This window comes from Streptomyces sp. NP-1717 (assembly GCF_022695985.1).
Classification (GTDB): Bacteria; Actinomycetota; Actinomycetes; order Streptomycetales; family Streptomycetaceae; genus Streptomyces.
Genome location: NZ_JAAPBF010000087.1, coordinates 1 through 12,784 on the forward strand (window position 1 = coordinate 1; position 12,784 = coordinate 12,784).

General features: G+C 70.3%; 13 protein-coding genes. 10 read left to right on the forward strand and 3 right to left on the reverse strand.

Going from position 1 to position 12,784, the window contains the following annotated elements:
• Positions 1-15 precede the first annotated feature (15 nt).
• From GXP76_RS18800 to GXP76_RS18820, 5 genes are all read left to right on the forward strand, one after another.
• Complete coding sequence (locus GXP76_RS18800; protein ID WP_242572727.1) at positions 16-882, forward strand: menaquinone biosynthetic enzyme MqnA/MqnD family protein; 867 nt, start codon at positions 16-18, stop codon at positions 880-882.
• Between the two features lie 35 nt (positions 883-917).
• Entirely contained in the window at positions 918-2,678 is a 1,761-nt protein-coding gene (locus GXP76_RS18805) for a serine/threonine-protein kinase (protein WP_242572709.1), read from the forward strand.
• A 106-nt stretch (positions 2,679-2,784) separates the two neighbouring features.
• Positions 2,785-3,984 carry a cyclic dehypoxanthinyl futalosine synthase gene (gene mqnC / locus GXP76_RS18810; RefSeq protein ID WP_242572710.1) on the forward strand — a complete coding sequence of 400 codons (1,200 nt, stop codon included), beginning with the start codon at positions 2,785-2,787 and terminating at the stop codon, positions 3,982-3,984.
• A 4-nt stretch (positions 3,985-3,988) separates the two neighbouring features.
• Positions 3,989-4,654, forward strand: coding sequence for a hypothetical protein (locus GXP76_RS18815; protein WP_242572711.1), 666 nt, complete (start codon positions 3,989-3,991; stop codon positions 4,652-4,654).
• 117 nt (positions 4,655-4,771) lie between these two features.
• Entirely contained in the window at positions 4,772-5,473 is a 702-nt protein-coding gene (locus GXP76_RS18820) for a demethylmenaquinone methyltransferase (RefSeq protein ID WP_242572712.1), read from the forward strand.
• Here GXP76_RS18820 and GXP76_RS18825 read toward each other — a convergent pair.
• Complete coding sequence (locus GXP76_RS18825; protein WP_242572713.1) at positions 5,454-5,978, reverse strand: GNAT family N-acetyltransferase; 525 nt, start codon at positions 5,976-5,978, stop codon at positions 5,454-5,456. The two genes, GXP76_RS18820 and GXP76_RS18825, sit on opposite strands and share 20 nt — an antisense overlap.
• Before the next feature lie 134 nt (positions 5,979-6,112).
• On the opposite strand from GXP76_RS18825, the gene GXP76_RS18830 reads away from it, so the two are divergent.
• The gene (locus GXP76_RS18830) at positions 6,113-7,396 is read left to right on the forward strand and encodes a geranylgeranyl reductase family protein (protein WP_242572714.1); all 1,284 of its coding nucleotides are present in this window, start codon (positions 6,113-6,115) and stop codon (positions 7,394-7,396) included.
• 16 nt (positions 7,397-7,412) lie between these two features.
• On the opposite strand, the gene GXP76_RS18835 is transcribed toward GXP76_RS18830, so the two are convergent.
• Together GXP76_RS18835 and GXP76_RS18840 are read right to left on the reverse strand one after the other, a co-directional pair.
• Entirely contained in the window at positions 7,413-8,024 is a 612-nt protein-coding gene (locus GXP76_RS18835) for a glycoside hydrolase family 25 protein (protein WP_242572715.1), read from the reverse strand.
• A gap of 193 nt (positions 8,025-8,217) precedes the next feature.
• Positions 8,218-9,027, reverse strand: coding sequence for a C40 family peptidase (locus GXP76_RS18840; RefSeq protein WP_242572716.1), 810 nt, complete (start codon positions 9,025-9,027; stop codon positions 8,218-8,220).
• Positions 9,028-9,782: 755 nt separating this feature from the next.
• On the opposite strand from GXP76_RS18840, the gene GXP76_RS18845 reads away from it, so the two are divergent.
• The 4 genes from GXP76_RS18845 to GXP76_RS18860 are packed head-to-tail and all read left to right on the forward strand — an operon-like array spanning position 9,783 to position 12,781.
• The gene (locus GXP76_RS18845) at positions 9,783-10,142 is read left to right on the forward strand and encodes an NADH-quinone oxidoreductase subunit A (RefSeq protein WP_078075627.1); all 360 of its coding nucleotides are present in this window, start codon (positions 9,783-9,785) and stop codon (positions 10,140-10,142) included.
• Between the two features lie 19 nt (positions 10,143-10,161).
• A complete protein-coding gene (locus GXP76_RS18850; RefSeq protein ID WP_078075626.1) occupies positions 10,162-10,716 on the forward strand; it encodes an NADH-quinone oxidoreductase subunit B family protein in 555 nt (184 codons plus the stop codon).
• Positions 10,713-11,462, forward strand: a complete 750-nt coding sequence (locus GXP76_RS18855; protein WP_242572717.1) for an NADH-quinone oxidoreductase subunit C — start codon at positions 10,713-10,715, stop codon at positions 11,460-11,462. The genes GXP76_RS18850 and GXP76_RS18855 overlap by 4 nt, the downstream gene beginning before the upstream one ends.
• Entirely contained in the window at positions 11,459-12,781 is a 1,323-nt protein-coding gene (locus GXP76_RS18860; RefSeq protein ID WP_242572718.1) for an NADH-quinone oxidoreductase subunit D, read from the forward strand. Before GXP76_RS18855 ends, GXP76_RS18860 begins: the two co-directional genes overlap by 4 nt.
• The last annotated feature ends 3 nt before the right edge of the window (positions 12,782-12,784 follow it).

Consider the following 12,784-nt stretch of genomic DNA (forward strand, 5'->3'; position numbering starts at 1 on the left):
CCTGAAAGCACAGCAATCCTCGACCCGGGCCCGAGCGATCACGCCCGCGTCCGGCCGCGCGTCGGCCACATCCAGTTCCTGAACTGCCTTCCCCTTTACTGGGGTCTCGGCAGAACAGGAGCCCTCTTCGATCTTGAGCTGACGAAGGACACCCCGGAGAAGCTCAGCGAGCGCCTCGTGCGCGGAGATCTCGATATCGGTCCCGTCACCGTGGTCGAATTCCTGCGCAATGCCGAGGACCTCGTCGCATTCCCCGATCTCGCGGTCGGCTGCGACGGCCCCGTCATGTCCTGCCTGATCGTTTCGCAGGTGCCGCTCGAAGAACTCGACGGGGCGCGGGTCGCCCTCGGCTCGACCTCGCGCACCGCCGTACGGCTCGCACAGCTCCTGCTCGCGGAGAAGTACGAGGTCACGCCCGACTACTACACGTGCCCGCCCGACCTCGGTCTGATGATGCAGGAGGCGGACGCGGCCGTACTGATCGGCGACGCGGCCCTGCGCGCCTCGCTGCACGACGCGCCCCGCCTCGGACTCCAGGTCCACGACCTCGGGCAGATGTGGAAGGACTGGACGGGTCTGCCGTTCGTCTTCGCCGTGTGGGCGGCGCGCAAGGACTACCTGGCCCGTGAGCCGGAGACCGTGCGCGAGGTGCACCGGGCGTTCCTCGCCTCCCGCGACGTGTCGCTGGAGGAGGTCACCAAGGTCGCCGAGCAGGCGGCCCGCTGGGAGACCTTCGACGCGGAGCTGCTGGAGCGCTACTTCACCACGCTCGACTTCCGCTTCGGTCCCGACCAGCTCGCGGGCGTACGGGAGTTCGCCCGCCGCACCGGGGCCACGACCGGTTATCCCGCCGACCCCCGGGTCGAGTTGCTCCCGTCCTGAGAAGGTGGGGGGACACAGAACGGGGAGGGGACGGGATGCAGCCGCTCGACGCGGACGGCCCCCGCACCATCGGCGCCTACCGGCTGCTCGGCAGACTCGGTGCCGGTGGCATGGGCCGGGTCTATCTGGCCAGGTCCGAAGGCGGCCGTACGGTCGCCGTGAAGGTCGTCCATCCGCACCTCGCGCTGGACGAGGAGTTCCGGGCCCGCTTCCGCCGCGAGGTGGCGGCGGCCCGCCGGGTCGGCGGCGCGTGGACGGCGCCGGTGCTCGACGCCGACCCGGAGGCGCAGACGCCGTGGGTCGCCACCGGCTATGTCGCCGGGCCCTCGCTCACGCAGGCGGTCGCCACGTACGGCCCGCTGCCCGGGCGGACGGTACGGGCGCTGGGAGCCGGGCTCGCCGAGGCGCTGGGCGCGGTCCACGAGCTGGGTCTGGTCCACCGTGACGTCAAACCGTCGAACGTCCTGCTGGCCCTCGACGGCCCCCGGCTCATCGACTTCGGCATCGCGCGCGCCACCGACGGCACCGCCTCGCTCACCTCCACCGGCGTCTCGGTCGGCTCGCCCGGCTACATGTCGCCCGAGCAGATACTCGGCAAGGGCGTCACCGGCGCGGCCGACGTGTTCTCGCTCGGGGCGGTACTCGCGTACGCGACGGCCGGTGTGAGCCCCTTCCCCGGCGACTCGTCCGCCGCGCTGCTCTACAAGGTGGTCCATGGGGAGCCCGAACTCGACTCGCTGGAAGGTGAGTTGAAGGAGCTGGTCGCCCACTGCCTGGCCAAGGACCCGGCCGCGCGCCCCGCGCCCGCCGAGGTCGCCGTGCGGCTCGCGCCCGGCGGGGCGGCCCCGCTGGTGGACGCGGGCTGGCTGCCGGACCCGCTCGTACGGGAGGTCAGCCGGGCGGCCGTCCAGCTGCTGGACCTGGAGACGGCCCGGCCCGTACGGAGCGCTCCGGGACCGGCGGTGCACTGGCCCACGCCCCCGCCGCCGGACACGCCCCCGCAGTCGGCCGGCCATGTGCCGATCGCCGGACATCCGCCCACCGCCGCTGACCGGATCCCGGCCGCCGGCGGATCGGCGCCCCCGCGCGGGGAGTTCGGGGCGTCGGCGTACCCGGACGCGCCCGCGCACCCGGGCGGCCCGCCGGGACCCCGTACGCCCGGCGGCCGCCCCCAGGACGTCCAGGACACCCAGGACCCCCGGATGTCCCTGTCGGTCACCGCCGGCCGGGCCGGTCCGCGCCGCCGCAAGGTGAGCTGCACGGTCGTCCTCGCGGTGGCGGGAGCGCTGGCCGCCGTCACGCTGGGCGGGACGCTGCTCGTCGACCAGTTCTCGGACAACAAGAAGTCCGACTCCGCCGACCAGGGGCCTGCGGGCACCGGCCCGAGCGCCTCGGCGACGCGCGACGGGGCCACCGGCCCGCTCACGGCCGTACCGAAGGCGTTCGTCGGCACCTGGAAGGGACCGACGAACGAGGACAACGGGCTGCCGCACGGCGACTACACGGTCGAGATCACGGCGGGCGGGAAGGGCGAGAAGGTACTGCGCTCGACGAGCTTCCTCTCGCTCCTCGGCGTGGAGGCGAAGTGCCACGGGGTGGGCACCCTCGTGTCCGCCACCGCGAAGGAGATCAAGGTCGAGGAGTCCACGGATCCCGACCGGCCCGGCAGGGCGGGGATGTGCACGAACACGGAGGCCGCCGCGCTGACGTTCACGCTCACGGCCGACGGGGACCTGCGGTTCACCTCGGCGGAGGAGGCGGCGGGCAACCCGACCGGGACGCTGAAGAAGCAGTAGCGCCCCCGGGGGTCCCGCGAGCCCGGCAGCCGGTCCGCCCGTACCCCTGGCGTACGCTGGATCGGACCGTAGATCCACTGATACACCGCCGAAAGGTGACGCCCCGGTGACCGAGAAGGCCGACCAGCAGTCTGTCCTCGACCGCGCTGCCGAGGGTGGCCGGATCACCCCCGAAGAGGCGCTCGACCTCTACCGTTCGGCGCCCCTCCACGCGCTCGGCGCCGCCGCCGACGGCGCGCGCCGCCGCCGGTACGCCGGCACGGAGCACATCGCGACGTACATCATCGAGCGGAACATCAACTACACGAACGTCTGCGTGACGGCGTGCAAGTTCTGCGCCTTCTACGCGGCCCCCAAGGACACCGGCAAGGGCTGGACCCGCGACCTCGACGACATCCTGCGCCGCTGCGCGGAGACCGTCGAACTCGGCGGCACCCAGATCATGTTCCAGGGCGGCCACCACCCCGACTACGGCGTGGAGTACTACGAGGAGCACTTCGCCGCCATCAAGGCCGCGTTCCCGCAGCTCGTCATCCACTCCCTCGGCGCCTCCGAGATCGAGCACATGGCCCGCATCTCGGACGTCTCCGTGGAGGAGGCGATCCGCCGGATCCACGAGGCGGGCCTCGACTCGTTCGCCGGCGCCGGCGCCGAACTCCTCCCGGCCCGGCCGCGCAAGGCGATCGCGCCGCTGAAGGAGTCCGGCGAGCGGTGGCTGGAGATTATGGAGACCGCGCACGGTCTCGGTGTCGAGTCGACGTCCACGATGCTCATGGGCACCGGGGAGACGAACGCCGAGCGCATCGAGCACCTGCGGATGATCCGTGACGTACAGGACCGGACGGGCGGCTTCCGGGCGTTCATCCCGTACACCTACCAGCCCGAGAACAACAAGCTGAAGGGGCAGACGCAGGCGACGCTCTTCGAGTACCTGCGGATGATCGCCATCGCCCGGCTCTTCCTCGACAACGTCGCCCACATCCAGGGCTCCTGGCTGACCACGGGCAAGGAGGTCGGCCAACTCTCCCTGCACTACGGCGCGGACGACCTCGGCTCGATCATGCTGGAGGAGAACGTGGTCTCGTCGGCGGGGGCGAAGCACCGCTCCAACCGGCTGGAGATCATCGATCTGATCCGCAAGTCGGGCCGGGTGCCGGCGCAGCGCGCCACGACGTACGAGCACCTGGTCGTGCACGACGACCCGGCACTCGACCCGGTCGACGAGCGCGTCGTCTCGCACATCTCCTCCACGGCGATCGCGGGCGGCACGGCGCACCCCGAGCTCAAGCTGCTCGACGCCAACTGACCTGGTGGCACTGACGATCCACCGGGCGGACCTGCTGCTGCCCGGTGCGGGGCGCGCCCCCGTGCCGGACGGCGCGGTGCTGGTCGCGGGGGACTCGATCGAGGCCGTCGGCGGTTACGAGGAGCTGGCCGCCGCACGTCCCGCCGCACGGGTCAGAGCGTGGCCGGGCGTCCTGACGCCGGGGCTGTGCAATCCGTACGGTCCCGAACTGCTGGAGCAGGCGTACCACCCCGACCCGCGCGAGGCCGGCGAACTGGGGACCGAACCGCTCACCGGCGACGCGCTCGCCGCACTGGAGATGACGGACGCCCGCTGGGGCGCGAGCGCCCGGCGCGGGGTGCGGCGGATGCTGGCGCACGGGACGGTCGCGGTCGCCGGGAGCCTGCGGCGGGCCACGGTGGCGGACGCCGTCGCGCGCTCGGGCCTCGGCGTCGAGGAGCGGCCGGCCCGGCCGCCGGGCCCGCCCGGCCTGGACCCCCTGGCCGGACAACCGGTCGAGGCGGCCTTCGTGCTGCCGCCGCTGGGGTTCGAGGGCCGCCGGGCCGACTTCGCCGTCTTCGGCGTCGAAGTCCCGCCCGGCGGCGACCCGTACGCCGCGCTGGCGCGGGCGGGCGCGGTCCGCTGCGTGGCCACCGTCCTCGACGGGCGGCTCGTCCACCGGCGCGCGTGAGGCAGGCGCCGGGCGGCGAGGGTGGCCTGCGAGAATGGCTGCCGTACCGCGACAGACGCATCGCGACAGACGTACCGCGACCGACGCACCGCAACCGAGAAGTGAGGCGGAACGCCAGTGAACCGGGCCTCCCTGGACAAGCAGCCGCACGAAGTCGCCTCGATGTTCGACGACGTGGCGGCGAACTACGACCTCACCAACGACGTGCTCTCCCTCGGCCAGGCGCGGCTCTGGCGCAAGGAGGTCGCCAGGGCGGTGAACGCCCGCCCCGCGCAGAAGGTCCTCGACCTCGCCGCGGGGACGGCCACCTCCTCCATGCCCTTCGCCGCCACCGGCGCCTACGTCGTGCCGTGCGACTTCTCGCTCGGCATGCTCCGTGAGGGCAAGAAGCGCCACCCCTGGCTGCCGCTGACCGCGGGGGACGCGACCAGGCTGCCGTTCCGGGACGACGTCTTCGACACCGTCACGATCTCCTTCGGCCTGCGGAACGTGCAGGACACCGACAGCGCGCTGCGTGAGCTGTACCGGGTCACCAAGCCCGGCGGGCAGGTCGTCATCTGTGAGTTCTCCCAGCCGACGTGGGGGCCGTTCCGGACCGTCTACACGGAGTACCTGATGCGTGCGCTGCCGCCGGTGGCGCGCGGCGTGTCCTCGAACCCGGACGCGTACGTATACCTCGCCGAGTCCATCCGCGCCTGGCCCGACCAGCCCGCGCTGGCCGGGCTGCTCCAGAAGGCCGGCTGGTCGAAGGTCGCCTGGCGCAATCTGTCCGGCGGGATCGTGGCACTGCACCGCGGGGTCAAGACCCGTCCAGCCTGAGCCGGAAGCGGTAGCCCTTCCGCCCGCCCACCGGCATCAGGAACGTCTCCTCCAGCTCCATGCCCAGACGCCGGGCCACCGCGACCGAGCGGTCGTTGCGGGCGTCGACCATCGCCACGACGGTGGGGACGCCCGCGGCCCGCAGCCGCTCCAGCGTCAGGTGCGCGGCGGCCGCCACATACCCCTTGCCCCAGTGGGCGCGGCCGAGGCGCCAGCCGATCTCGATCTCGCCGACCGGGCCGAACGAGGTGTGGGGCCAGGGCTGCGCGCCGGTGAAGCCGATGACCTCGTCGCCGTCGTCGAGCATCGTCCAGAAGCAGAAGCCGAGTTCGGCGGCGTGCGCCCGCTGGCGGGCGGTGAGTTCCTCGTACTGGGCGAGCGGCGCCGGGCCGCCGTGGAACTCCATGATGTCGGGATCGTCGAACACCCGGTGCCATGCGCGCGCGTCCTGTTCCGCGGGAACGCGGAGCCGCACGACGGGGACCGGTCGGGTGATGTCGTTCATCGGGGCAGCCCTTCAACTCGTCGATCAACAGGCACCCATAGACTGCACCTGTCCAGTGCCGAACATGTCCACAGCCGTCGGTACGCCAGAGGGACCCGCCCGCCGGGCCCCACGAGACTTCGGGAGATCCCGCTGTGACCGAGCCCCTCTCCGAACACACCGCAGATGTGATCGTCGTCGGGGCCGGCCCGGCCGGCTCCACCACGGCGTACCACCTGGCCAGGTCGGGCCTGGACGTCCTGCTGCTGGAGAAGACGTCCTTCCCGCGCGAGAAGGTCTGCGGCGACGGACTGACCCCGCGCGCCACCAAGCAGCTCGTGGGGATGGGCATCGACATCTCCGAAGAGGCCGGCTGGCTCCGCAACAAGGGGCTGCGCATCATCGGCGGTGGCGTACGGCTCCAGCTCGACTGGCCCGATCTGGCCAGCTATCCGGACTACGGCCTCGTACGCAAGCGTGACGACTTCGACGAACAGTTGGCCCGGCAGGCGCAGAAGGCCGGGGCGCGGCTGCACGAGCGCTGCAACGTCGGTGCCCCGATCATCGATCCGCGCACCGGCCGGATCACCGGCGTCAACGCCAAGATGGGCGAGGAGAAGACGCCCGTCACCTTCCACGCCCCGCTCGTCGTGGCGGCCGACGGCAACTCCACGCGGCTGTCGCTCGCGATGGGGCTGCACCGGCGCGAGGACCGGCCGATGGGCGTCGCCGTCCGTACGTACTTCACCTCGCCCCGGCACGACGACGACTACCTGGAGTCGTGGCTGGAGCTGTGGGACCGGCGCGGGCCGCAGGACCGGCTGCTGCCCGGTTACGGCTGGATCTTCGGCATGGGCGACGGCACGTCCAACGTCGGCCTGGGCATCCTCAATTCGTCGTCCGCCTTCAAGGAGCTGGACTGGCGCGAGGTGCTCAAGGCGTGGTGCGCGTCGATGCCGGCCGACTGGGGTTACACGCCCGACAACATGACGATGCCGATCCGCGGCGCCGCGCTGCCGATGGCCTTCAACCGGCAGCCGCACTACACCAAGGGCCTGCTGCTGGTCGGTGACGCGGGCGGGCTGGTCAACCCGTTCAACGGCGAGGGCATCGCGTACGCCATGGAGTCCGGCCAGATCGCGGCGGACGTCATCGTGCAGGCACAGGCCCGCCAGACGCCGGGGCAGCGCGAGTCGGCCCTCCACCGCTATCCGCAGGTGCTCAAGGACACCTACGGCGGCTACTACACGCTGGGCCGCGCGTTCGTGAAGCTGATCGGCAACCCGCAGGTCATGAAGATCGCGACGCAGCGGGGGCTCACGCATCCGCTGCTGATGAAGTTCGCGCTGAAGATGCTGGCGAATCTGACCGACCCGTCGGGCGGTGACGCGATGGACCGCGTCATCAACGGTCTGAGCAAGGTCGCGCCCAAGGCGTAGCCGGCCGCCCCGGGTCTCAGTCCTCGGTTCCGCTGACCTGGAAGCCCTCGTCGGCGAGCGCCCCGAGGCTCTTGCCGCCGCCGCCCTCGGCCCATGACCGCAGGGCGGCGGCGTCGGCGAACCTGCCGACGTTCGTGTCGATCGGGGTGTCCGTGTACTGGTGGAACTTCCACGCGGCCTTTATGCGGGGCTTGCCCGCCGTCACGTAGTCCGCGATCCACAGGGCATCGCCCGCCTCGCTCGTGGTGTCGCGGTTGAGCCAGAAGTCGCGGTTGCAGTACAGCCCGACGCGGTGGTCCCCGCCCCGCAGCCGCTGGACCTCCGCGAGGAAGGCGTCCTTCGAGGCGCACGAGACGTCCGCGTCCTCCCAGTCGGCGAACAGCGGGTCGCCCGCGCGCTCGGCGGCCTTCTCCACGAAGTACTTCGCCTGGTCCTTCATGCTGCCGGGCCGCAGGAAGTGGTAGAAGCCGACCACCAGCCCGGCGTCCCGCGCGTGCGAAGCCTGGGCCTTCATACGGGGGTTGAGGTACGAGGTGCCTTCGGTGGCTTTGACGATGGCGAAGTCGAGGTCCTTCGTGGAGAACGACGAGCTCTGGTACGACGATACGTCGACGCCCTTGACGGTCATCGGTGGTGCCTCCTGCGCGGTGCGTGTGGGGGGAGAGGTTCCTTATCCCTTCCGATGCCCTGCGGGGCAGCGGGCCACTCTCGAACAGGCCCGCCCGGCGGGCCCGTTCGGGAGTGCGCCGGGGCACGGCGAAGGGCCGTCGCTCCCGGGCGGGGGAGCGACGGCCCTTGGGGTTGTGCCGGTGGACCGCCGGTCAGAGGAGACGGACGGCGCCGGTCGGCGGGTCCCAGTCCAGCGTCTTCTCGACCACGCCGGTACCGGAGTTCTGCGCGCCGATGAACTTGCCGCCGCCGGAGTAGATCCCCACGTGGTAGGCGCTGCCCGCGCCGCCCCAGTAAAGGATGTCGCCGGGCTGGAGGTTGTCCAGGGAGACCTGGGTGCCAGCGGTGGACTGCGGCTGCGAGGTGCGCGGCAGGTCGACGCCGATCTGGCGGTAGGCGGCCTGCACGAGACTGGAGCAGTCCCACGAGTCGGGGCCGGTGGAGCCGAGGACGTACGCGTCGCCGACCTGGGCGCGCGCGAAGGCCAGGACGGCGGCGGCCGAGCCGGTGGCCTGTGTGGCGCTGTCCGAGGACGGGGCGGCGGAGCCGGAGGCGGAGAGCGTCGTGCGCTCCGTGGAGCGCGAGGCGCGCTCCTGGGCGGCCTCGGCGCGTGCGGCCTTCTCGGCCTTGGCCTTCGCCTCGGCCTTGCGGTCGGCCTCGGCCTTGGCCTTCTTGGCGGTCTTCGCGGCCTTGGTGGCCGCGGCGTCCTCCTGCGCCTGGAGTTCGAGGTCGACGGCGACCTGCTGGGTGGCGTCCGCGGACTGCGCGAAGCCGCCGGCGAGAGCGGAGGTGAGCGTGGGCATCTCGATGGTCTCGGTCACCGGCTCGGCGTTGGCCGGAGCGGCGGCACCGGCCAGCGCGATGGTGCTGAGGACGCCACCGGCAACTCCGGAACGGATCGCCGTTTTCGACGCGCCGCGGCGGGGCTTCCGGTGGCTGGGTATGTGAGCGGTGTGGGACATGAGAACAATCGCTATCAGGGCTTTCGGGTTCCCTTCAAGAAACGTGTGTTGCGCCACAGTTACGTTCGGAACAGATCAATCCGCTTGCTAGTGGCCTTTATTGACGCCGTAACGGGCATAACGGTCACTCGTGATCATGGCCGTGATCATGGGCTTTCGGTGAATCGCCCTAATTGCCCGTCACCTACCACCCGTCCGCCCTCATGGCCAAGCCCCGCTTTTGGGAAGGTTGAGTGGAGTGGTGCAGGTCACAGAATGGTGAACGCCGGGAGTCCCCGTCGCTCGTGAACGTGTGCACTATGACCACTTCCGGCCATCTCCGCCGGCGGCCGACCATCTCCGGCGGCGGCCGTCCATCTCCGTCCACCTCGGTCCCCGGACCTCCCCCGGGCGGGTGGGGCGCGCGCCTATCACCTCGCGCGCGTCCAGCTCCAATTTGCCGCTCTCCGCGATGCCTTGATAGGGCCGCACGTCTCCGACCAGCGGTGACTCTCCGCATTGTTACCTCAAGTGACCGTACGGACGCTTCCCGTGGGAAGATCCACCGTCGCTCCGACGCATGATCGATCGCCGGGTGGTGGAGATCACAAACTCCTTGTACCACCCCGTGTCGCAGATCACAGACCGGGAGGCATAGGATGCGGGGCAGTCCGGCTTGTGAACTGCCTCACATACGCGTGATCTTCGCGGAAGCGGCGGCGACAGAAGCTCGGTTGAGGACCAACGGTCAGGGACGACTGGAAGGAGCGAGGAGCGTGAATGCCTACGCGCCAATCCTCGTGCTCGGCGCTCTCGGTGCCGCGTTTGCGATCTTCTCCGTGGTGGCGGCCACGCTTATCGGCCCGAAAAGGTACAACCGGGCAAAACTCGAAGCGTACGAGTGCGGCATCGAGCCCACTCCCACGCCGGCCGGAGGTGGCCGTTTTCCCATCAAGTACTACCTGACGGCGATGCTCTTCATCATTTTCGACATCGAGATCGTCTTCCTTTACCCCTGGGCCGTCACCTTCGACGCGCTGGGGCTTTTCGGGCTCGTTGAGATGTTGCTCTTCGTGCTCACCGTCTTCGTCGCCTACGCGTATGTGTGGCGGCGGGGCGGTCTGGAATGGGACTAAAGGCGCGGAGGGGCGACCAATGGGACTCGAAGAGAAGCTGCCGAGCGGTTTTCTGCTGACCACCGTCGAACAGGCCGCGGGCTGGGTGCGGAAGTCGTCCGTCTTCCCGGCGACCTTCGGCCTCGCCTGCTGCGCCATCGAGATGATGACGACGGGCGCCGGCCGGTACGACCTGGCCCGGTTCGGCATGGAGGTCTTCCGCGGATCACCGCGCCAGGCGGACCTGATGATCGTGGCAGGACGGGTGAGCCAGAAGATGGCACCCGTCCTGAGGCAGGTCTACGACCAGATGCCGAACCCCAAGTGGGTCATCTCCATGGGGGTTTGCGCGTCGTCCGGCGGGATGTTCAACAACTACGCGATCGTCCAGGGCGTCGACCACGTCGTCCCGGTCGACATCTACCTGCCGGGCTGCCCGCCGCGTCCGGAAATGCTGATGGACGCCATCCTCAAGCTCCACGAGAAGATCCAGGGCTCCAAGCTCGGGGTCAACGCGGAGGAGGCCGCCCGCGAGGCGGAGGAAGCGGCGCTCAAGGCGCTGCCGACGATCGAGATGAAGGGGCTGCTGCGGTGAGTGACGAGCAGCGATCCGGGGGTTCTCCGGAAGACGAGCCGACCGGCGCGAGCGTTCCGTCCGCGCGAGGTCGGTCCGCCGAGGTCATCGGCGTACGCAAGGGCATGTTCGGCGCCGACAACGGCGGCGACACCAGCGGTTACGGCGGTCTCGTCAGGACCGTCAGCCTGCCGGGTGCCTCCAGCCGCCCGTACGGCGGCCGCGACGGTGTCTTCGACGAGATCGCCGACGAACTCGAAGGCGCGCTGGAGGAGCAGGGACTGCTCCCGGCCAACGCCATCGAGAAGACGGTCGTCGACCGGGGCGAGATCACCTTCCACATCGCCCGCGAGCACCTGGTCCAGGTGGCCAGGACCCTGCGCGACGACCCGGCGCTCCGCTTCGAGCTCTGCACGGGTGTCTCCGGCGTCCACTTCCTGGGCGACAAGGGCCGTGAGCTGCACGCCGTCTACCACCTGCGCTCACTGACGCACGGGCGGCTGATCCGCCTGGAGGTGTCCGCGCCGGACAGCGACCCGCATGTGCCGTCCCTCGTCGAGGTCTATCCGACCAACGACTGGCACGAGCGTGAGACGTACGACTTCTTCGGCCTGATCTTCGACGGCCACCCCGCCCTCACCCGGATCATGATGCCGGACGACTGGCAGGGCTTCCCGCAGCGCAAGGACTATCCCCTCGGCGGCATCGCCGTCGAGTACAAGGGCGCCCAGATCCCGGCTCCGGACCAGCGGAGGTCGTACTCATGACCACCCCCCACGCAACTCCCCGTGCCACCACCGAGGGCACCGTCTACACCGTCACCGGCGGTGACTGGGACGAGGTCGTCGAGACCGCGGCCAAGTCGGACGACGAGCGCATCATCGTCAACATGGGTCCCCAGCACCCGTCGACGCACGGTGTGCTCCGGCTGATCCTGGAGATCGAGGGCGAGACCGTCACCGAGGCCCGCTGCGGCATCGGCTATCTCCACACCGGTATCGAGAAGAACCTCGAATTCCGCAACTGGACCCAGGGCACCACCTTCGTCACGCGCATGGACTACCTGACGTCGTTCTTCAACGAGACGGCGTACTGCCGGGCCGTGGAGACGCTGCTGGGCATCGAGGACGACATCCCGGACCGGGCAAATATCATCCGCGTCCTGCTGATGGAGCTGAACCGGCTCTCCTCGCACCTGGTCTGCATCGCCACCGGCGGTATGGAACTCGGCGCGACCACGATCATGATCTACGGATTCCGCGATCGTGAACTGATTCTCGATGCCTACGAGCTGATCACCGGCCTGCGGATGAACCACGCGTACATCCGGCCCGGCGGCCTCGCCCAGGACCTTCCCCCGGGCGCGGTCGACCACCTGCGCGAGCTGCTGAAGACCCTGCGCAAGAACCTGCCGGAGTACGACAAGCTCGCCACCGGCAACCCGATCTTCAAGGCCCGTATGCAGGACGTCGGCTATCTCGACCTGGCCGGCTGCATGGCGCTCGGCGCCACCGGACCGATCCTGCGCTCCGCCGGACTGCCGCACGACCTGCGCAAGACCGACCCGTACTGCGGCTACGAGACGTACGAGTTCGACATCCCGACCGCCGAGACCTGCGACGCCTACGGGCGCTTCCTCATCCGGCTGGAAGAGATGCGCCAGTCGCTGCGGATCGTCGAACAGTGCCTGGACCGCCTGGAGCCGGGCCCGGTCATGGTCGGCGACAAGAAGATCGCCTGGCCCGCGCAGCTCGCGCTCGGCCCGGACGGACTCGGCAACTCGCTCGACCACATCAAGAACATCATGGGCACGTCCATGGAGGCTCTGATCCATCACTTCAAGCTGGTGACGGAGGGCTTCCGGGTGCCGCCCGGCCAGGCGTACGCCGCCGTCGAGTCGCCCAAGGGCGAGCTCGGCGTGCACGTCGTCTCCGACGGGGGCACCCGCCCCTACCGGGTCCACTTCCGCGACCCGTCCTTCACCAATCTCCAGTCCATGGCGGCCATGTGTGAGGGCGGCCAGGTCGCCGACGTCATCGTCGCCGTCGCGTCCATCGACCCCGTGATGGGAGGCGTCGACCGGTGACCA